Genomic DNA, 22,297 nt, shown 5'->3' with positions numbered 1-22,297 from the left:
GTCATTTCATTTTTAAAAAATGTATAAATAATAAATTCAGGGAACAGAAAAATGGCGGATCAACCTTTTGTGGTAAACACCAATACCATGCCGTGGGAATTTATTCCGATTCCCTTTTTAAATGATGCGCTGCCTGTCAAAACCTGTTTACAGGACCCCGATACAGGCATGATGATTTGGAAGTTACGTTATCCAGCAGGGTTTAGAACCGTGGAGCATTGGCATCATTGTGCGCATGGCATGTATGTATTAGAGGGGCATTTAGTCACCAGTGAGGGCGAGTTTGGACCGGGGAATTTTGTCTGGTTTCCAGAAGGATCGGTAATGTTTCATGGCGCACGGAGTGATAATGATGTGTTAATGCTCTTTATTACCAATAAACCTTTTGACATTCACTTCACCGCAGAAGAAGGAATTCCTGTTTAAATAGATATATAGGAACGAAACAGAGAGATGAAGATTACAGCTTTATGAGCTTTCATTTAGCTGTAATGATCAGAAGTGAAAAATGACTTTTGTATAAAGTATTTTTAATCAATAGGCGAAATTTCTTCAAATCTAAGTGTTTTTGCTTAAAACCAACTAATTGAGTTGGTTTTTTAGCAACATTCACCAAGCTAGGGAGAACTTTGCTTAACCTTCGCTGCATTTAAAGCTAAACTATGACATTCAGTTGTATGTCCGTACTTGGAGTAAACGTATGTCATGGCTTTCTTCGCTTAAATCTGTTTTTTCGCCCTCGCAGGAAGTGAAGGAAGACGAAATCCAAACTGTGCTAGAAGGCTATTTATTGCCAGATTCAAACAATGCACTGAAGGATCGAATTAGCCAAGTGAATGTTGAAGGAAGAGTATTACAAATTACCATTAATACTTATCCTGCCGAAGCAGATCAACTGCAAAAAATTCATGATGATTTGGCGGATGCATTGGAAAAATGTGGCATCCAAGAACTGAATATGCATGTGATTCAGCAAAAACATGCACACGGAGAAGGTTGCTCCACGCATGATCATGGTAAAGAAGGGCATAGTTGTTCTAGTAAACCACCATCTGAAGCGGCAGCAGCTCAAACTGCAAAACTTCCACCTGTGGTGGATGCTTCAGGTAAAACAGCCCAAGCTGAAATGCAAAAACCGCAAGATGAAGACCCAAATAATCCACCTATTCAAAAACCAGCGCCGCAACAAAGAGATGTGCCTAAGCATCCACGTATTCAAAATGTCATCTTGGTTTCATCGGGTAAAGGCGGCGTAGGTAAATCGACGACAACCGTAAATCTGGCTTTGGCATTACAGAAATTGGGCTTAAAAGTGGGTGTTTTAGATGCCGATATTTATGGGCCAAGTATTCCAACCATGTTGGGAAATGCAGGTCGTACTCCCATGATTGAAGCGGAAAATTTTGTTCCGATTGAAGCTTACGGCATGGCTGTTTTATCGATTGGGCATTTAACTGGGGATAATAATACCCCTGTGGCTTGGCGTGGTCCAAAGGCAACAGGTGCATTGATGCAATTGTTTAACCAAACCTTATGGCCAGATCTAGATGTTTTGATGATTGATATGCCACCGGGGACAGGTGATATTCAATTGACACTGGCACAACGTATTCCTGTGACTGGTGCTGTCATTGTGACAACACCGCAAAATGTGGCATTAATGGATGCCATTAAAGGCATTGAACTGTTTAATAAAGTTCAAATTCCAGTCATGGGTGTAGTGGAAAATATGTCGACCCATATTTGTTCAAATTGCGGTCATGAAGAGCAGATTTTTGGGACAGGTGGCGGTGATAAATTATCAGCACAGTATCAAATTCCTTTGCTTGGGCGCTTACCTTTAAATGTACAAATCCGTGAAAATGCAGATGCAGGTAAACCATCTGTAATTGCAGGTGATGATGCCGCAGAAAGCTATCTTGCGATTGCGCAAAAAATTATAGATCAACTGCCTAAAGCGGAAAAACCTCAGAACCGAATTTTCTAAAAGACATGAAAATGCCATTTTAAGAAGCTCAACTTCGGTTGTTATGCTGATCAGTTAAGCATTTTTAAATCCTCCCCTTGCGAAACAGCGTTTCTCATCCTTTTTCAAAGGAGGGAGTTTCAAGAATATAAAATGATTTTAAATTTTCGAGAGTTCCCCTCTTTTTCAAAGAGGGGTTAGGGGAGATTTTTAAATGAGTAATAATTGAATTACCCTTAATTGATCAGCATTACAACCTCGGTTGGGCTTTTTATGATGTGTATATCTACTTTTGTAGTTTATAAAGTGTGATAAAACAAGGATGACGAGGGAAAATCTGAAATTTAAAATGGTTGTCATAACAAGAATAAAGAGATTAGCTTATCTAAAGGTTAGTTGATTATTTGATATAACGACGACGTTTATAATGCTGAATAATGCTCCATCGCCAAAATAATCGAGTAATGACAAATAACAAAATGGCAAAAATGAAAGCTTCCAACACTAAACCTGACAATAGAATTTTTGCCAAACTTAAGTCGATATGCCCGTGACCAAAATGACTAATCCAGTGGCTGATTTGGTGTAAAACACCAAGCATCATATCTTGATCAATCATATTGACCTGAAAGACCTGAGCCCCTAACCAAAAACCAATATATAAAATAGGGATGAGTGTAAAAGGATTGGTGAGCCAAGCGAGACATAAACTAATCGGTAAATTGACTTCAAACAGTAATACCGTCAAAACAATTAAAAGACTATGAAAAGGCAAAGGTAACATGCCCCAAAAGGTGCCAATAAAAATGGCTTTTGAAATGGACTTTCTGTTCACATACCACAGCAACGGATTTAAGGTACGTTGACCAAAAACCTTCATCAGCTTCATATTTGAGACTTTAAGGGGAGAGGGAAGCCATGACCGAAAGAACTGTTTTGCCATAAAAGTAGGATGCTTAAGTAATGAAATATTGTGCCTGAATAGAGCACTAAGTAACAGTTTAACTATCGGTTAATGTAGCGCATTGAGGGCCTTAAATGTGAGAGTCGAAATTTTTATTAACAAATGACGCTTAAGTTATATTGAATATATTTGTCTAACTTTTTAATTTTTATATATTTTTATGAGTGGTTTTAGTGTTTTGGATAAGGTGTGAAATTTCATATTTGCTAAGTATAATAAAGTGATTTACTCTTCGCGCACTCTATATAGAGAGGTCGCATATGATTTCATGGCTGTTCATTGGTTTGGTGGTCACTATTTTATTGACACCTGGCCCAACAAATACATTGCTTGCATCTTCTGGTATACAGGTAGGTGTGCGCCAATCATTACGACTTATTCCAGCAGAATCAATCGGTTATTTAATTTCAATCACTGTTTGGGGGATGATTATTGGGACGGTTTCAAGCCAATTTCCAATTATCCCGATATTACTCAAGCTGTTGAGTGCACTGTATATTATTTTTCTTGCCATTAAACTTTGGAAAACGGCTGATATCGAAGCCAGTTATAATCAACCGACCATTCGCGCACGTGAGTTGTTTTGTGCCACTTTACTCAATCCTAAAGCATTACTTTTTGCGTCTGCTATTTTCCCAACTACAGCTTGGCTGACCATGCAGGCTTATTTACTGCATATGGGGCTGTTTTTGCTTTTGATTGTGCCAATTGCATTGTTTTGGACATTTATCGGTTCTATTTTAGCCTCGAATAAAGTACGTTGGTTAAATCAATCGAACTTACAAAAAACTGCCTCTTTGGTGTTGATTAGTTTCTCTATTCCACTGAGTTATTCTGCTCTTTTAAGTTTTTAAAATAAGGCGATGAAAATGCACATTTGGTAAAAAATGACATCATCGCCTGATCATCATTTCCATTGCAGCCGATTTCAGTTAAAGTACAGCGCAATAATTGATTTAACTATTTTTGGATAGAAAGAATGGCAATTAAGTCTGATCGTTGGATTCGTGAAATGAGCGAAAATCACGGCATGATTGAACCGTATGCAGAAAACCAAGTTCGCTATGATGACGCGGGTGAAAAACTCATTTCTTATGGTGTTTCAAGCTATGGTTATGATGTACGTTGCGCACGTGAATTTAAAGTATTTACCAATGTGCATTCAGTAATTGTCGACCCAAAAAACTTTGATGATAAAAGCTTTATTGATATTGAATCTGATGTGTGTATTATTCCGCCAAATTCATTTGCCTTAGCACGTACGGTCGAATATTTCCGTATTCCACGTAATGTTTTGACGGTATGTTTAGGTAAATCAACCTATGCTCGTTGCGGTATTATTGTGAACGTAACACCACTTGAACCTGAGTGGGAAGGTCATGTTACCTTAGAGTTTTCAAATACAACAAACTTGCCTGCACGTATTTATGCAGGTGAAGGTGTGGCGCAAATGCTATTTTTTGAATCTGATGAAGTATGTGAAACTTCATATAAAGACCGTGGTGGTAAATATCAAGGTCAAACAGGCGTGACTTTGCCGAAAGCATAAATAGTATAAAGAGTTGAATAAGCGGATCATTTTGGTCCGCTTATTTTTTGTCGGATTCATTCATCGGAAACTCCTTACATTTACCCAGTTTTTTTTGCAATTGAATAAATATTCAGCATAATAAAAAGTTGTACAAACTTGGTCAGAATATTGTTGTCATGACAAATAAATAAAAATTTGACGTACCAAGCTTAGGACGAAATGAAAATAATGATGCGGAGCATCTGATAAAAAAGGAAGGTCGTGATGACTCAAAGTTGGAATACAGGATTGAAAAAGTCTTGTTTGGCCAGTGTAATTGCTGTTTTGATGAGCCAATCAGTTTATGCGCTTGAATCTTTGTCAGATGATCACCTTGCAGACACAACGGGTGAAGGCATGGCACTATTACCTGAAAATTTCAAAATGGTTTTTCAGGGTGCCAATGATTTATCGACCGCCTCAAGTTATGGTGTTTTAACCGATTCTGCCGCCTTACTCCAAGCATCGAAAAAAGATACTGGTTTTATACGTATTATTCCGACTGGTGAAAATTATGCCAACCTCACATTAACAGCCGCTCAAGCCGCAGCGAAAAGAACCAAAGCAGACATTTTTATTTATGGTTTAGCACTGTCTGCGAGTAATAGTAATTTAAATCAGCGTTTTAGTAATGTTGGCTTTAACTGGGGAAGTTCTATTAATCCTTGGTTATTTCGTGCAGGTACAGCGAATAATATTCAACAATTTTCGAGTAGTAATGCTGCTGGAGATATTAGTTATTTAGCTTTAGAAGCACCGTTAGCTCAAGTCACTGCAGACGAAAGCGATAATAATATTAAGTTAGGTTTCTGGTTAGATGCATTTTCGCGCAGTTGGAACTCAAGTAATGCCATTAATCCGATTACAGGTGCGCCAGTTGCAAAGCCAGTCGCAGGTGATCCCACCAATGACGTTGATTTAGATAAAAATCAGCGTTTAAGATTGCAGTATGTTGCAAATGGACTAAGTTTGAGTGGTTCACAAATACGACTTTTCCAAACTATGCCATCAACAACACCGCAATATAATCAAACTCTGGGAATGGCCAGTGTTTTACGTTTGAATACCAATGATGATCCTTCAAATCTAAAATTTACTGATGTTGGTTTAGATGCAAAAGCCATTCGCCTAAGTACAGCCACGACAAATGATGGAACATATTCAACGCCCGCATTACAACAAAATTCAGAGGCCCCTTTATTTAATGATAAAGAAGGCATGTACTTATATAGTCCGAATATTAATTTAGTTTTAGGAAATATGTATCAACCCTTTGTTTTGGGCTCTGAAGGCAATAATATTATTTTAGAAGTCACTCGTATACCGAATGTCCCTAATATTTATAAGAAAATTTATACAAATTATGATGTGGCTTATAGCAGTTTGTCTGCGACCAGTGAGTATCAAGGGTCTACTTGTAATGTCTACGTCTGTGGATTTAATACTTCTTCACTGACCTCTGGCTCAAACACCATTAACTATCAAGGAAATAATGCAACGCATAGTAGTATTGCCATTGGTAGTGTAACGCGTGATCCCACCACTAATTTGTTAAAAGCCAATACTGGAGCAGATGCCACAGGCGTTGTATTTAGAAGCCCGACAGGAACGGCAGTGAACTTGGGTTCTGTTGTAATAGATGGTGTGTTGATTCAACATCTTAAGTTTAAAACTACAGGTTTATAGGAAATTGAAATGTTAAATAAAATAGCTATTTCTGTTGCTTTATTACTTACTTGTACGGTTCATGCAGAGTTGGTCGGTCTCGATAATGCAGAATTGTTAGATGTGACTGGGCAGGGAGGTGCAGATTTGAGTTGGACATTGTCTTTAAACCATCAATATGCGAATGATATGAGTAAAAAAGATATTTCTAATTTGGCTCTGGTTAATGAAGGAAATATGACTGGCGCATATTATCAGTATGATTGTGTAGCCAATGTTTTATGTCGTTTTGCTTTTTCTCCAAATAATCATATTGAAAAAGTGAATGGTGTAGACAATAAGAAATGGTTGGTTTTTAAACAGATTCAAGGCACGATTCAAATTGATAAATTTTCTTTAGATGGTTCCACCATTATTAATAAAGATGGTAATCCGCAAACGGCCATGAACCTGACATTTTATGATGATAAGCCATTAAAAATACGTAATTTAGGTTTCTCTAGTTTAGCTGTGGAGAGTAATGGCGAAGAGGGTTATTTAAATAAAAATACCTATACTACCTATAATAATGGGAATGCAGTCCCTAGTTTTGATCAAGGTGCTGAAACAGGATTTATGGGAGTCAATGTGCATGGGAATTTGCATATGTCGGGTAATTTGAAAATCTTTAGTTATAACTGTGCAGGAACAACAAGCAGCCGTTGCTAAATAAAATTTTCGAAAAATAAGGATGTTAGAATGAAAAAAATAACAAAATTAAAATTACTTACGGTATGTATTTTTTTAGCACAACACAGTTATGCGTTAGAGCAATTAAATGATTCTTCACTGAGTACTGTGACAGGGCAAGATGGAATATCCATTACGCATGAAGTGTCTAAGGTGACTGTTGATCAAGTCAATTGGATAGACTATAGCAATACCGGCAGTATGAAATTAGGGCTTCATAATATTGAAGTGAAAGGCTTAGATAACAGTAACATTAAAAGTACCCTTGATTTTGATGTGGGAAAAACAGATCATGGTGCTGGCATCAAAATTCAAGCCAGTATCTCACCCTTTCAAGCAACGATTGAAAAATTGATGTTACTGTGTGGAGCAGCTGACTGCACTACTGCTTCACAAAATTTAGGCTCATTAAGTCTTTCAACGATTTCGCCTTTACAGATTTATCTGCAAACTTCTGCTGGTTTATTTAATCGTGATGAACTAGCACATTTAGATTTCCAATTGCAAAATGCCAGTATTGGTTATGCTTTAAATGGGCAATCGTTAACCTTAAAAGATTTCAATTTCAATTTTTCTGCCGATGGTTATTTGTATTTAGACCAGAATGAGGGAATAGCTTTAACCACAAAAAGTAAAGATGGTCAAACGGATCATATTGTAAATTTAGCTCGGGTAACGGACTTAACGGATGTTGATTCTAGTCGGACGGGGGCAAAAAATCCTGGTGTAAATATTGATTTGCGTTATGGATCAGATCCAAGTAATCAGAAAAATATCATTCGTATGGGAGCATCGGGTGCTGTTACCAACGGTAAGGTCTTTTTTAATGCCAATCAGGCAGGTCTTGCAGAATTTAACTCGGTTAATAATGCATCAGCAAACCTCACAGAAACCACAAAAACAGCAGCAGGTTATGAATTTGCGGGTGCTGGTGGTCTACATATGGGAGTTTCTGCTGACTTTACCCGAAAAGGAAATGCTTTATTAGGGGTTAATGATAATCCTACGACTTTAGAAATTGGACATACTGGGCATGGAAGTTATGCCGTTGAGTTCTCGAACTTATCACCTTTAACCATCCGTAATTCGACCGTTGTTTCAGATCTGAATACACGTAATGCATATATTGATTTTGGTGATCTTTATATTAATACAGCACAAGTCAAAACCTTGAGCTTTATTGTTAATGAGAATGTCAAAAAGGTTCTTGGTGCTGCGAGTACAGATTTAAAATATGACATGACACCAGCAGATAAGGGGCAGAATGTCGCTTTAATTGCCATTCGTGGTATGGATTTTCAAGCAATTGCGCGTAAAGCTCGTTTTATTTCTGATAACTCAATTGCTGAAATTACAAGTTCATCTGGGGAATGGGGAATTGGTTTACCCATCTTTAATTTAAATGCAAATTTAGCATTATTTTCTAAAACTTATAGTTATAACAATACGACAAAATCTGGCTTAGGGTATAACTTGGCCATGTCGACAGAAGGCTATGGTATTGATAAAAAAACCAATGCACTCAGTACAACCTCTATTATTATTGTTGATGGGGCTAAAGGTTTACATGATGAAGAAGTGAATTATTATGCTGGCTTAAGAAATATTGATTCATATTTAAAATCAGATGGGGTTATTGGTTTTGAAAATGATGGCATTTATATTAAAGCGGATAATTTATTATTTGCAGCAAAAGCCGAAATTGCAATAGGACAACTGCCAGGTTCTTTATATAACTGTCAGAGTGGTTCTAATAAGTGTGGTCAAGTTGTTCCAATAGATAATTTTGCCCGTAAAGATGATGTATTAAGTTCAATCGCTTTTAAACTCGATGGTAAAGGTGAGTTATTTATTATTCCAGGTATGAATTCTTCAACAACACCTGATACTAATTTTTTAAGTCTAAAAGCAAATTTTGAATTTAATCCCTTAACGACAGCAGAAAAAAATAATCAATCTGTATTGGGGAGTTATGTGAGCTTTATTACCGATGATGTGAAAAGCAATCAGTCTATTACTTCAACAAGTGTCAATTTAAATAAAATGCAAGGTCATATTGGTCTTGAATCAGCAATTCAGGTCAAAAAAGATAGCGTCGTTTTGGATAATAAAATAACTTTTAATCATCCATCGACATTGTTGACAAAAGCGCAAATTGATGCGGGAAATGTAGGACGTGTATTCCGAGCTGAAATGGCCATGTCTCCATCAGGGAGTATGCAAAAAGTGGCTGAATTTGCGATTACAGGAGGAGCAATGCGCAGTACTTTTGGAATTACACCTAGATAAATCATTATAATACAGGGAAATATAATGAAAAAAACAATAATAGCAAGCATGGCTGCTTCAGCTTTTAGTTTAACCACAATGACCTATGCGATGACGAGTTTGGATGATCAAGCATTATCGAAAGTGGATGGTCAAGCTTTATTGAATTTGGAATATTTACAGGGTAGCAATCAGACTGATGCCTTAGGCGTAAATTATAACCAATCCAATATCGGATTTTACAAACTAGGTTTAAATGCCGAAATGGAGCTGAATGCGAATATTAAAAAGCTTCAGCTCGGTTGTGGCGGTAGCAATGGTGCGGGAAAATGCGATATTGATATTGATAATCTTTCATTGAGCGGATTGCCTGCAAATGCAAACTATACTTCAGATGAGCGAGCTGCGACGTCAGCAAAAATTACCAATCCATTTATTCAGTTTGCAATCAAGAATCCAACGTCTGCTGCAAGCCGTGAGGTTTTAGGCTTTCGGGTCAGCGCAGAAAAAATTTCAGGGTTGATGACATTAGGTACTACAAATGATGTAGATGCTCAAGGGAATGGGATTCCGAATGGTATTAACAGTTTTAGTGGTTATATGAAAACTAAAGCGGCTTCAGGCACAGCTGTAACGGCTGAGAGAACGATGAGTTATTCTGATGTTAATCAGACTATCAATGGAATTGTACAGGGGCGATTATTCGGTAGTAGCTCTGGAACAACATGTCAGTCTGGCTTTCTTGATCCATGTTATGATATTTCCTACTCTTCGAATGATTATAATTTAACATTGTCCTCGACTTCAGCTCCTTTTACTATAGGTTCAACTATTGTCTCTGGAACTCGGATGACCGATGTAACGCTTAAAGGGAGTGGAACAGTAGGTCGAATTGATTTCTCAGGTGATTTAACAGCGACAGTTTTAGGTTTTCTTAATCTTGATAAAACGGTTACGGGAAGTATTACAGGGCTAAAAACGGATATTACGGTGAATCAGAGTTTGGGCTTAATTCATGCACTGTATTTAAATAATCCAGCATCATTATCGTTGCAATCACAAAGTATTTTATGGTCGGGCGCAGCGGTTGGGGCGAATAAGGGCTGGTGGTTGGCGATGGAGGATGAGGTAGAGCTAGGGAGTTTAAGCCCAACGACACAGGTTAAGATTACCAATGAAGTATTAAAACAGACGATTGCAGGAATTAGTAAGGATTTGACAGATAATCCACGTAACTGTGGAAATTTATTAACTGGATGTGTAGGTGGGAGTTCATTGGTCGTAGGAAATGTACCAATGAATTCGACGACATTAGATTTTCCCTTAACCAATTTGACCCTGCAAGGACAAAATTTTCGACCGAACTGCTATGGCGGTGTGAAGTTTTGTTAAGTCTATTCCGTGCTGAAATAGATATAAAAAATCCCGCATAAAGCGGGATTTTTTATATTAAAGAATTATTTGGCAATTTTAGCTAAAAGTTCTTCTTTACTGATATTTACAGACTCAGCATCAGTACGACCTTTGTATTCAAAAGTGCCTGCATCCAAGCCTTTCTCACCAATCACAATACGGTGTGGAATACCGGTCAATTCTAAATCAGAGAATTTAACCCCTGGGCGTTCGTTACGATCATCCAAAATAACGTCATAACCAGCAGCTTGTAATTCTGCATACAGTGCTTCAGCAGCTTCTACCGTACGTGGTGATTTATGGGCATTCATCGGTACAATAGCAACGTCAAAAGGTGCAATAGCAGTAGGCCAAATAATGCCTTTGTCATCGAAGTTTTGTTCAATAGCAGAAGCAACCACACGTGTTACCCCAATGCCATAACAACCCATAGTCACGACCAGCGGTTTACCATCTTCACCTAACACTTTGCAATTGAGTGCTTCAGAGTACTTTTGACCCAATTGGAAGATGTGACCGACTTCGATACCCCGTTTAATTTGTAGTGTACCTTGACCATCAGGAGAAACATCACCTTCAACGACATTGCGTAAGTCGTAAATTTCAGTAAATTGTGCATCACGTTCCCAGTTTACGCCAGTTGCATGTTTGTCGGCTTGGTTTGCACCAGCAACGAAATCTGAGAGTACCGATGCTGCACGGTCAACGATCACCGTTAAGCCTTGTTCAACTAAACCTTGTGGGCCAATGAAACCAGTCACTAAACCAAGCGCAGCAATTTGTTCTTCTGTTGCAAACGTTAAAGGTGAGGCAATCGCAGCATGTTTTTCAGCTTTAATTTCGTTTAATTCGTGGTCACCGCGAAGGAATAATGCAACCACAGGTACATGACCTTTTTCATCTGCTACGCCTTGAACCAAGAGTGCTTTTACTGAATCTTTCGCATCTGATTTTAGAAATGCAGATACATCAGCAATGGTTTTTTGATTGGGTGTATCAACCAGTGTTAATTCTTGCGTTGCTGCTGCGCGTGTGCCAACAAGAACTGCTTCAGCCATTTCGACGTTAGCTGCGTAATCAGATTCTGTTGAGAAGGCAATATCATCTTCACCACTTGAAGCCAAGACATGGAACTCATGTGAACCAGAACCACCAATTGAACCTGTATCTGCCTGTACTGGGCGGAAGTTCAAACCTAAACGGGTAAAGATACGGCAATAGGTATCGTACATCACGTCATAGGTTTCTTGTAATGATGCTTGGTCGACATGGAACGAGTAAGCATCTTTCATGATGAATTCGCGTGAGCGCATTACACCAAAACGTGGACGAATTTCATCACGGAATTTGGTTTGAATTTGGTAAAAGTTGATCGGAAGTTGTTTATAACTTTTCAGCTCATTACGCGCAAGATCGGTAATCACTTCTTCATGCGTAGGGCCAAGTACAAAGTCATTGTTATGACGGTCTTTAAAACGTAGTAGTTCTGGACCATATTGAACAAAACGACCTGATTCTTCCCAAAGGCTTGACGGTTGAGTCACGGGCATGAAGACTTCAAGTGCTCCTGCACGGTTCATTTCTTCACGTACAATCGCTTCCACTTTATTTAGCACACGTACGCCCATTGGCAACCAAGTGTATAAACCCGAAGCCAATTTACGAATCATTCCCGCACGTAACATGAGCTGATGTGAAATAACTTCAGCATCGTTTGGGGTTTCTCTTAACGTAGCAAACAAAAAGCGACTCGCGCGCATGGAAACTGTCCTAAAAATATAAGCATGAAAGCCAGATTATACGATAAAAAAATGAGGCGAACATTTCATAATATCGCTTACCTGCAAATTAACTCGTGAGACACGTTGTAAAATTGAGGCATTATGGAGGTTTTTGAGGTCATTTAACTGAGTGGCGACCACAGGCATAACCATTAAGGTGAGTTGTGTGGACATCACTCCACCATCAATTACAGCAGATGCCATAGAGTACTTTATTTACCATCTCTATCTAAACTTAATACCAGTGGAATAATCTCCATCAGATAGTACAGGTGATGATTGAAATATCATCCCCAATTGGTAAAAGGGGTGGGAAGTATAATGGTAATAGAGTGAGATACAGAGCAATACAGGTCAGTTCAATGGCTAATACCACAATCGTATCACCACTCAGCATATCCAAAATGAGAGAGCCAACATTGTTATCATGCTGATGATACAATTAAAAAATTAAAATAAAGGGAAATGTGTCGTATAGGGAAATGGGTAGGATCAAGTGGTCATTGTAGTCGAACGAAAAGTTCCTCAAAAAGTAAACTTAGCCATCCTAAAAGTGATTTATTCAAGTGTTTTTAAACGCGCGATAATATTGTCGTACTCTGCTTGAGTATTGCGATAGTTTGTTTGTAATGAATTAATAGTTTTCTTTTTTTCTTCAATATTTTTTTGGTTGTAATCTAAGTTGTTTTTTAAGGCAATCGGAGTGGTTTCAGCTTTACGTAAATGTTCCATTTGTTGGCGTTTAAAGTAGATTCGATCATTTTGTAGCTGTTTTAACTGATCTTGTTGAAAGGCAAGTTGTTTTTTAATGTACAGCAATGCATCATCTCGCTTTTTAATGGCGACTTGACTGTTGGTATAGGCTTTTTTAAGTTTTAAGTCTGCTGATTTTTGTTGTGCTTGTACGGCACGTAAGGGGGCTTTCTTTATATCGGCCTCACTATTGTAAGCACGATTACGCTGAATCACTTGCATGTTTTGATCTAAGGCTTCATAACCATGGCGAATATGGTTTGGTGTTACATTTGTACTAATATTGGCTACGCCTTTAGTATCATAGTAACGATACCATGTTGCTTTAAGTGGAGTTTGAGCAAAAATAGATGTAAATTGAAAAATCATTAAAAATAGAAAAATGAATTTTCTAGTCATTTTTTTTTGCGCAATGAAAGCGAGTTTTTGTTTAAACTGACTTTGCACTGTATCCCCCAATGTAATGTTAACTAAATTACTTATTTTGAAGTAATAAAATGGTATATTAGACTCAAAATTGAGAATAAAAAACCATTCTGAATCAAAAAAAAATCGTTGGTCGATAGAAAGTGTGAAGCTGTTGTGGTAAAAGCAAGAAAATGAGTCTTTGTTTGGAAAATGGTCGTTGAAAATGCAAGTAAAGATATGTTAAAAATGTTTGTAACTTGTAATAGAACTTTCTACTCAAATTGTTTGTACACTCAAAAAATGTGAAGGGTCATTAAATGGACGATAAATTCCAAAATCTAAAAGTTATGGTGATTGATGATTCAAAAACCATTCGTCGTACAGCAGAAACATTATTGCAGCGTGAAGGTTTTGAAGTCGTAACAGCAGTAGATGGTTTTGAAGCCTTAGCAAAAATTGCAGAAGCAAATCCTGATATTGTCTTTGTCGATATTATGATGCCTCGTTTGGATGGTTATCAAACTTGCGCATTAATCAAAAATTCTCAAAATTATCAAAATATTCCAGTCATCATGCTATCGAGTAAAGATGGTTTGTTTGATCAGGCAAAAGGTCGTGTTGTGGGGTCGGATGAATATTTAACCAAACCCTTTAGTAAAGATGAATTATTAAACGCAATTCGAAATCACGTAACAGCATAAGTTAATTTTTATTGGGGACAAGCATGTCACGTATCCTTATAGTTGATGATTCACCAACAGAAACATTCCGTTTTAAAGAAATTTTAACCAAAAATGGGTTTGAGGTTATAGAAGCGGCAAATGGTGCTGATGGTGTCACAATGGCACAAGCGGAGTTGCCAGATCTTGTGTTAATGGATGTGGTGATGCCAGGGGTAAATGGTTTTCAAGCAACGCGTCAAATTGCACGTGGAGACACGACAAAACACATTCCAATCGTGATTGTCAGTACCAAAGACCAAGCAACAGACCGAGTTTGGGGAAAACGTCAAGGGGCGAGTGATTATTTAACCAAGCCTGTAGACGAAAAACAATTAATTGATGTGATTAAACACCACCTCAATGCAGGATAAGCTCTATGGCAGCTAATGGATTTATCGAATTACTTCGGCTTGCTAAACGTGGTAATAAAAACTACGTTACAACTGAAAATGAAGTAAACCGATGGTCAGGCATTGCTTTTGAGATGATGGGGCAATATTTTGTTGCCCCTTTAGGTGAAGTAACTGAGGTGATTTATCCACCTAAATATACGCCAGTTCCAAATACTCAATCATGGGTGATGGGGTTGGCTAATATTCGGGGGCGTTTACTTTCAGTGGCTGATTTAGCTCAATATATTTCTGGGCATAGAAGTCAGTTTTCACCTACTCAGAAAGTATTGTGTATTAGTCATAATGACCATTATGTCGGTTTAGTTGTAGATCAAGTTTTGGGGATTCAGCACTTTAATAAGAAAAGTTTTTTTTCTAAAAATAGTGAGTTAGACAGCAATTTAAAAGAATATTGTCAGGGATATTTTTATCAACATAATCAACACTGGCATGTTTTCTTATTTAGTCGTTTATTGCAAAATCCAAAATACATGAATGCATCTATAAAATTTATAAATTAATAGTCGCGCGCTGAAGAATGATGGCGAAAGTCGGGGAGAAGCTGGATGGGCTTTAAACTTAAGAAGAAAAATACAGGTGAAGGCAGCAGTCGTAAGATTGGTGATGTTTTATTCGCTAAGATTCAATCACAGACAGATCAATTATCACGTGTATTTGGTGACAGTGAAAAGTCCAAACCATTAATTTTGGGTGCAGCTTTTTGTCTTGTCTTAGCAATATTCCTGTTATTGTACTTATTCTATAGTGTGCCGCGCAATAATGAGTTAACGCGTAGTGTTGGTGATTTACGTTTGTTATCACAAATGATTTCACGTCAAGCGACTGAAGCAACAGCATCAGGTACGAAAGAATCGATTGATAAATTAAAAAAATCTCAAGAAGCATTTACTAAAAATCTTGAAATTGTGAAAGATATTCATGTTCGTACTCAGCCACTCGTTGACGTAGAGACGCAATGGAAAAAAGTATCAGAAGAAATTGATTTAATTTCTGCGCAACAAAAAATGATTAACCAACTGTATGATACAAATATTGCGATTGGTGAAACCATTCCTGGTATTCAGGCTGAATATAACTTGATGGTTGACCAAATGGCACGTCAAAATATGCCAAGTAATCAGGTTGTTATTGCGAAAAATCAGGTGTTTATTGCAGAACGTATTCTTCGTTCTATCAGTTCTGTATTGACGGGTAGTGAAAACTCTCGTGAATCGGCAGATGACTTTAGTGCCGATACAGAAACGTTTGGTTCTTACCTAAATGCACAGCTCAATGGTAGTGCTGAATTAGGTGTAGAACGCATTACTGATCCAGCTTTACTTGAATCATTAACAGGTATTAAGGCTGAATATGATGATGTATTAAAATCAGCATCTGCAACGATTCTTAAAAACTCAGCACAAATTGTTAAAGTACGTCAGGCCTCTTCTGCAATTTTTGCACAATCAGATGAGTTGTTAGCAAACCTGTATAAATTATCAGTGGGTTCAAGTTTAACCATTGCAATTCCAGGTCTGTTCTTACTTTTATGTTTAGGTGGTTTCTTATTCTGCGTATTCAAATTACTTGGTTTACGTGGTGAATCAGATAAACAGCGTGTAGCACGTTTACAAGAAGAGTATGACCGTAACCAGAATGCAATTTTACGTTTACTTGATGAGATTGCCGATCTTGCAGATGGTGACCTTCGTTCATACGCAACAGTATCTGAAGATTTTACCGGTGCGATTGCCGATTCGATTAACTTCGCAATTGACCAATTACGTGACCTTGTTTCACGTATTACCGATACGTCTCAAGAAGTTGCACAATATACTGCAAATACGCAGGGCATTACCAACCAGTTAGCTGAAGCATCTGAACACCAAGCGCAAGAAATTGCGGGTGCATCTGCCGCAATTAATGAAATGGCTATGTCGATTGACCAAGTATCTTCGAATGCAACAGAGTCTGCGGTGGTTGCGGAACGTTCGGTAAAAATTGCTGCCAACGGTGCTGATGTTGTAAACCGTTCAATTGAAGGGATGGATACAATTCGTGAACAGATTCAAGAAACCTCAAAACGTATTAAACGTTTGGGTGAGTCTTCACAAGAAATTGGTAACATTGTTGCCTTGATTAACGATATTGCCGACCAAACCAACATCTTGGCATTGAATGCAGCAATTCAGGCATCGATGGCAGGTGAAGCAGGTCGTGGTTTCGCCGTGGTAGCGGATGAGGTACAGCGTCTAGCTGAACGTTCAGCATCAGCAACCAAGCAGATTGAAGGTCTGGTAAAAACCATTCAAACAGATACAAACGAAGCTGTAATTTCAATGGAACAAACTACATCTGAGGTTGTTCGTGGTGCGAACTTATCTAAAGATGCGGGCGTGGCATTGGATGAAATTCAAAACGTATCGAGTAACTTGGCGAAATTGATTGCTAACATTTCTGATGCTGCAAAACTACAGTCTGCTTCCGCAGGTCATATTGCAACCACGATGAATGTTGTACAAGAAATTACATCACAAACGACTACAGCAACATTCGATACAGCACGTTCAGTATCTGAATTGGCAAATATGGCCGAATCGCTACGTGAATCTGTAACTGACTTTAAATTACCAGACTAAGGTAAGGCTAAAGCTATGGGGTAATGTGCCTTACTTTCGAGTAAGGCACATCAATAAATCACAGATAAAGCATCGACAAGATGAACTTAGCTTCAAAGTTAGGTCTCGTGTGATGGTGATAATTAAGTTTGAGCGCCCTTCTTGGTGGCAGATAAACGTAAGAAGCCTAAGCTATGAAAGAAATATTAAAAAATTTAGTTGAAACGACTACGCTTCCTGAAGATAGTTATCTTGATCAAGATGCAGAAATTTTAGAAATTTTTGTTGAAGAAATAGAAGAGATCTTCGTTGAATTAAGCACTTTATTTAGCATATGGTTTAAAAGTCCAAGTGATCAAGAAACATTGAGCACAATTCGTCGCCATTTCCATACTCTAAAAGGGTCTGGGCGAATGGTTGGGGCAAAATCATCAGGTGAGTTGGCTTGGACTGTTGAAGACACTTTAAATCGCGCTATTTTGGGTACAATTCCTTTAGATGACAAAGTTCAATACTTTGCTCAAGCGGTATTTAAGATTTATCAATATAAGCTATACCCAGTTTTTAAGAGCGTTCAGCTTGCTGATATTGATTTGCGACCTTTGGTTTTATTGGGTCAGCAAATACAACAAAAATTAAGTTTGGAGCCTGCATTAGAAGAATTACTGGAGCTTTCTACACGTTTAACGACAGAAGATGATATTACTGGTTTAGAATTTAAAGATGAAGAATCCAGTACAGTTGCTACTGAAGCAGAAGATAATAATTATATAGAAGAAACAGTTGCTATCTTTATTGAAGAAGCTGAAGACCATTTAGCGACAATCGATCAGTTCTTGAAAAATGAAGAAGAGCAGACTCAAGATTATAATGGGCTTATTCGTGCCTTACATACTTTACGTGGTAGTTCATCAATGGCTCAAATTGAGCAGATTTTTGAAGCCAGTACTAAAGTAGAAAATTTATTTAAAACCCTATTGCAAGACGATATCATTTCTACATCAAATCAAACGGCATTACTCATTCAGTATGCTGAGTTTGTACGTGATTATTTACATATTTTAAGACAGGGTCAAACACAAAAACTAGATGCAATTTATGAAACATTTAATAATGCATGGAATAATTACGGTTTTGCTTCAACTGAAATAGATGAAGGCGTTAATCCTCAAGGCTTAGTTTCTAAGCTGATTGCATTGAATATTGATTTGTTATTGGATGCTGAGTTCGAGTTTGAGAAACGTGCAAAAGTTGAATATCCAGAATATATACAAGCTTTAACTGAACAAGCGCAACAATTATTAGATCATACGGATAATCGTGCTGCGATTGGAATTCATCAATTTACCCATGAATTAAAGTTAAGTTATGAAACATTGGTATTAAAGCCAGAACTTTTAAATATTGATTATGCGTATGAGTTGTTTGCACAGGCTCATCAAGAATTTATCCATTTGTTTGATACGTTGGCTGCTGGACAACGTGTTATTTTGTCGGCTGATGTTCAGAAAGTATTAAATGATCTTTCTGCTTTCGTTCAGCAAGATTTCGAGCAGTTTGATGAGGTGGAAGCACCTGTAGCAAGCAGCACAGCATTGGCTGTTGTCGATCTTGCGCAGATTTCACAAAAAATCCGTTCTGCTCGCGCTCAAATGCATGCAGCCGATGCGAATCATGATTTTGATACAGATTTGTTGGAGATTTTCTTAGAAGAAGCCGAAGAGCTATTGGTCGGTATTGACCAAGATTTGAATACTTGGGCTAAGGATCAGACCAATACGGCCTCTTTGAATAATTTAATGCGTTATTTGCATACCTTAAAAGGTGGTGCAAATATGATTCAAGCGACTCATATTGGTTTGATTTCACATGAGTTAGAGTCAATTTATGAACGTGTGATTCGTAAACAAATTGAGGTAACGCCACAGCTCGTTAGTATTGTCCGTTTAGTACAAGATGATGTTACGGATCGAATTCAAATTATTCGTGAAAATAATATTGACTATGCTGGCCGTGAATCAATTGAAATTTTACGTAATATTCAAGAGATTGCACAAGGTAAGTTTGTTAGTGTACCTACGCTTGAAACGGTTGCGGCTGAAGTTGAGACATTAGAAGCACCAATTGAAACATTTGAAGTAGAATTTGAGACAGAGCAAGAGCCTGTTTTAGCAGATGTCGCACATTTTGAAAGTCCAGAAGAAAGTATTCGCTTAATTGCAGAAGAAACTTTCTTAGAAGAAGCTGAAGAAATTCTTGAGTCTACAGACGAGTTCTTAACAAAATGGTTTGAGCAACGAAGCGATCGTAGCTTGCTTCTTCAATTACAACGTGCAGCCCACAGCCTTAAAGGTGGCGCACGTATGGTTGAAAATGAACCTGTCGCGGCAATTTCATATCAATTAGAAACTACGTTTGAACAGTTTGCAGTCCATCACTTTAATTCGAATGCTTACGATTTATTATTACAAACGACATTTTCATGGTTGAAGCAGGCCATCTTTGAGCGTGATTATAGTAATTTTGACAGTTTAAGATTAAGTTTAGAATCGATTGAGTTGGTGAATGTCACAGCTCAATTACCAAATCGCGTGGCTCAAGCAAATAGCTTATCAACGCCTAAAATCTTTGAGTTTATTCAAGGTGATGGTGCTGAACCACCTGCTATGTTGGGTGAGTGGGACTTAAGTTCTCAACAAGACAATAGTAATGAGATGATCCGTATTTCTGCCGATTTGGTGGAAAAAATGATCGACTTGTCTGGTGAGAATGCAATTAACCGTTCACGTATTGAAATGGACTTGGGTCAAATCGGTAATACCTTAAATGAGATGGAATTGGCGATGAAGCGTTTAGCTGACCAATTACGTCGAATGGAAGGTGAGTTAGAATCACAAATTATTGCAAAACATGGTTCAGAAAATTCACGTTATGCTGATTTTGACCCATTAGAGATGGATCAATATTCATCTTTAAATCAGTTGTCGAAATCTTTGGCGGAATCTGCATCTGACTTGGTCGATTTTAAAAGAACCTTGGCTGAAAAAATTCGTGATGCTGAAGGCTTGCTTTTACAGCAATCACGTATTCAGGCAGAGATTCAAGAAAGTTTGATGCGTACTCGATTAGTACCATTTTCACGTTTATTGCCTCGTTTACAACGTATTGTTCGTCAGACTTCATCGACCCTCAATCGTCCGACGGAATTGATTGTCAATAATACTGAAGGTGAATTGGACCGTACGATTCTTGAACGCTTGGTCACTCCGTTTGAACATATGCTCCGTAATGCGATTGACCACGGTATTGAAGATACTGAACAGCGTCTGCAAGCTAAAAAAGCAGAAGTCGGTCATATTGAACTCAATATTAGCCGTCAAGGTACTGATGTGTTGGTATCCTTTAGTGATGATGGTAAGGGGATTGATGAGTCTAAGATTCAAGAAAAAGCACTTAACTTAGGTTTGATTAAAGCGGATCAATTCCTTGATAAACAAGAAATTCTTCAATTGATTTTCCATCCTGGGTTCAGTACTGCGAAAGAAGTGACTCAAATTTCTGGTCGTGGTGTTGGTTTGGATGTGGTTCAAAGTGAAATTAAAGCACTGGGTGGACATGTTTCTGTTGACTCTAATCTTGGCGAAGGAACAACATTTACCATTCGAGTCCCAACCACTGTATCGGTGAGTGATGCCTTGATGGTGAAAGCAGGCGATCAACAATTTGCAATTTCACTTGCTCAAATTGACCGTATTGTACGAATTGCACCTTCAACTCTGGAAGCTTATTTTAATAGTAAAGATGACTTCTTTAAAATTGATAACACCAATTACAAGTTACGTTATTTATCTGAATTCGTTTCAAATCAGCCATTACCACGCTTAAGCAATATTGCACATTCTTTACCTGTATTGTTAATTAAGGGCAATAGTGGTCAAACCATTGCGCTGTTGGTCGATCAGTTGATTGGTTCGCGTGCACAAATTGTAGTGAAACCAATTGGTCAACAATTCTCAAGTGTCGGTGTGGTTGCTGGCGCAACGATTTTAGGTAATGGTCAAGTGTGTTTGATTTTAGAAGGTCAAAACATTGCTCGACAAATTCAAGCGACACAACGCATTAAACATATTGCTGATTCGCGAGATTTGTCACGACACAATAATGCACGTCGTTTAATTATGATTGTCGATGACTCGGTGACTGTACGTAAGGTGACTTCACGTTTACTTGAACGTCAAGGTTATGATGTGGTGACAGCTAAAGATGGTGTTGATGCGATAGAACAACTTGAAAATGTGAAACCTGATTTAATGTTGCTCGATATTGAAATGCCACGGATGGATGGTTTTGAAGTCACGAATTTGGTTCGTCATCATGAGGTACATCAAAATTTACCAATTATTATGATTACGTCAAGAACGGGTGAGAAGCATCGTGAACGTGCATTCAGTCTTGGGGTGACACATTATATGGGTAAACCATTCCAAGAAGCAGAATTGCTAAGTAATGTTGAAAATTTGTTAGATGCTATTCAGGGGGCAACTAAATGAGCCAAAATAGTGTTTCCAGCTCTGCTGTTGATAAAATGACGCAACAAGAGTTACATCACCTTATTACTGTATCGACTGGTTTTATTGATGCTTATATTATTGACTGTCATGGGAAAGATGCGATGTTATTACCACAAAACATTGTTTTGTCGGCACTCGATAGCGCCACGGATGTGTCCTTTGTGGAGTGGCATGAGCTTAAATTGCCGGTTTATGCTGTGAATAATCCTGAACATAAAGCTGGAGTTGCATTGGTTATTGAAGGTGATGATGTAAGTCAGCGTTTTGCATTAATGTGTAATGAGATGCCAAAAACCATCCGTTTACGTATTTCTGAAGTCATTGATGAAGAACATGCTTTAAGCGATCCAACAGTATTCCAATATGTGCGTATGGCTGATCAAGTTTTTCATATACCCAATTTAGCCCAAATTCAATCATCTTTAGGCTTTTAATTGTATTGAGTATTTCAAATACGAGACACAAAAAAAGGAACTG

General features: G+C 37.9%; 17 protein-coding genes. 14 read left to right on the top strand and 3 right to left on the bottom strand.

Features of this window, described 5'->3' with window-relative positions:
* Positions 1 to 51 precede the first annotated feature (51 nt).
* Together B9T24_RS09375 and apbC are read left to right on the top strand one after the other, a co-directional pair.
* On the top strand, positions 52 to 426 hold the full coding sequence (locus tag B9T24_RS09375; RefSeq protein WP_086165519.1) for a cupin domain-containing protein: 375 nt from the start codon (positions 52 to 54) through the stop codon (positions 424 to 426).
* A 274-nt stretch (positions 427 to 700) separates the two neighbouring features.
* Positions 701 to 1,987: an iron-sulfur cluster carrier protein ApbC gene (apbC, locus tag B9T24_RS09370; protein ID WP_086165518.1), complete on the top strand. Its 1,287-nt coding sequence runs from the start codon at positions 701 to 703 to the stop codon at positions 1,985 to 1,987.
* 379 nt (positions 1,988 to 2,366) lie between these two features.
* Here apbC and B9T24_RS09365 read toward each other — a convergent pair whose 3' ends face one another.
* Positions 2,367 to 2,909, bottom strand: coding sequence for a DUF2062 domain-containing protein (locus B9T24_RS09365; RefSeq protein WP_086165517.1), 543 nt, complete (start codon positions 2,907 to 2,909; stop codon positions 2,367 to 2,369).
* A 281-nt stretch (positions 2,910 to 3,190) separates the two neighbouring features.
* On the opposite strand from B9T24_RS09365, the gene B9T24_RS09360 reads away from it, so the two are divergent.
* The 6 genes from B9T24_RS09360 (at position 3,191) to B9T24_RS09335 (ending at position 10,554) form a co-directional block, all read left to right on the top strand.
* A complete protein-coding gene (locus tag B9T24_RS09360) occupies positions 3,191 to 3,784 on the top strand; it encodes a LysE family translocator (RefSeq protein ID WP_086165516.1) in 594 nt (197 codons plus the stop codon).
* A 125-nt stretch (positions 3,785 to 3,909) separates the two neighbouring features.
* A complete protein-coding gene (gene dcd, locus B9T24_RS09355) occupies positions 3,910 to 4,479 on the top strand; it encodes a dCTP deaminase (protein ID WP_004648130.1) in 570 nt (189 codons plus the stop codon).
* A 246-nt stretch (positions 4,480 to 4,725) separates the two neighbouring features.
* Positions 4,726 to 6,186 carry a hypothetical protein gene (locus tag B9T24_RS09350; protein ID WP_086165515.1) on the top strand — a complete coding sequence of 487 codons (1,461 nt, stop codon included), beginning with the start codon at positions 4,726 to 4,728 and terminating at the stop codon, positions 6,184 to 6,186.
* A gap of 9 nt (positions 6,187 to 6,195) precedes the next feature.
* A complete protein-coding gene (locus B9T24_RS09345) occupies positions 6,196 to 6,873 on the top strand; it encodes a hypothetical protein (RefSeq protein WP_086165514.1) in 678 nt (225 codons plus the stop codon).
* A 30-nt stretch (positions 6,874 to 6,903) separates the two neighbouring features.
* Entirely contained in the window at positions 6,904 to 9,183 is a 2,280-nt protein-coding gene (locus tag B9T24_RS09340; RefSeq protein WP_086165513.1) for a DUF6160 family protein, read from the top strand.
* Positions 9,184 to 9,207: 24 nt separating this feature from the next.
* Positions 9,208 to 10,554, top strand: coding sequence for a hypothetical protein (locus B9T24_RS09335; protein WP_086165512.1), 1,347 nt, complete (start codon positions 9,208 to 9,210; stop codon positions 10,552 to 10,554).
* A gap of 65 nt (positions 10,555 to 10,619) precedes the next feature.
* Here the strand turns inward: B9T24_RS09335 and B9T24_RS09330 are convergent, their stop codons facing one another.
* The gene (locus B9T24_RS09330) at positions 10,620 to 12,335 is read right to left on the bottom strand and encodes a proline--tRNA ligase (protein WP_086165511.1); all 1,716 of its coding nucleotides are present in this window, start codon (positions 12,333 to 12,335) and stop codon (positions 10,620 to 10,622) included.
* Positions 12,336 to 12,914: 579 nt separating this feature from the next.
* Entirely contained in the window at positions 12,915 to 13,508 is a 594-nt protein-coding gene (locus B9T24_RS09320; protein WP_086165610.1) for a hypothetical protein, read from the bottom strand.
* A gap of 326 nt (positions 13,509 to 13,834) precedes the next feature.
* Here B9T24_RS09320 and pilG point away from each other — a divergent pair, with 326 nt between their 5' ends.
* From pilG to B9T24_RS09290, 6 genes are all read left to right on the top strand, one after another.
* Positions 13,835 to 14,218, top strand: a complete 384-nt coding sequence (gene pilG, locus B9T24_RS09315) for a twitching motility response regulator PilG (protein ID WP_004648137.1) — start codon at positions 13,835 to 13,837, stop codon at positions 14,216 to 14,218.
* Between the two features lie 23 nt (positions 14,219 to 14,241).
* Positions 14,242 to 14,610: a response regulator gene (locus tag B9T24_RS09310; protein WP_004648139.1), complete on the top strand. Its 369-nt coding sequence runs from the start codon at positions 14,242 to 14,244 to the stop codon at positions 14,608 to 14,610.
* A 5-nt stretch (positions 14,611 to 14,615) separates the two neighbouring features.
* On the top strand, positions 14,616 to 15,152 hold the full coding sequence (locus B9T24_RS09305; protein ID WP_004648140.1) for a chemotaxis protein CheW: 537 nt from the start codon (positions 14,616 to 14,618) through the stop codon (positions 15,150 to 15,152).
* A gap of 45 nt (positions 15,153 to 15,197) precedes the next feature.
* Positions 15,198 to 17,270: a methyl-accepting chemotaxis protein gene (locus B9T24_RS09300; protein ID WP_086165509.1), complete on the top strand. Its 2,073-nt coding sequence runs from the start codon at positions 15,198 to 15,200 to the stop codon at positions 17,268 to 17,270.
* A gap of 173 nt (positions 17,271 to 17,443) precedes the next feature.
* The gene (locus B9T24_RS09295; RefSeq protein WP_086165508.1) at positions 17,444 to 21,799 is read left to right on the top strand and encodes an Hpt domain-containing protein; all 4,356 of its coding nucleotides are present in this window, start codon (positions 17,444 to 17,446) and stop codon (positions 21,797 to 21,799) included.
* Positions 21,796 to 22,254 carry a hypothetical protein gene (locus B9T24_RS09290; RefSeq protein WP_086165507.1) on the top strand — a complete coding sequence of 153 codons (459 nt, stop codon included), beginning with the start codon at positions 21,796 to 21,798 and terminating at the stop codon, positions 22,252 to 22,254. Before B9T24_RS09295 ends, B9T24_RS09290 begins: the two co-directional genes overlap by 4 nt.
* Positions 22,255 to 22,297: the final 43 nt, after the last annotated feature.

Origin of the sequence: Acinetobacter sp. ANC 4654, from assembly GCF_002135425.1 — a bacterium.
Taxonomy (GTDB): domain Bacteria; phylum Pseudomonadota; class Gammaproteobacteria; order Pseudomonadales; family Moraxellaceae; genus Acinetobacter; species Acinetobacter kyonggiensis.
This window is presented reverse-complemented; position numbering and strand designations above follow the sequence as displayed.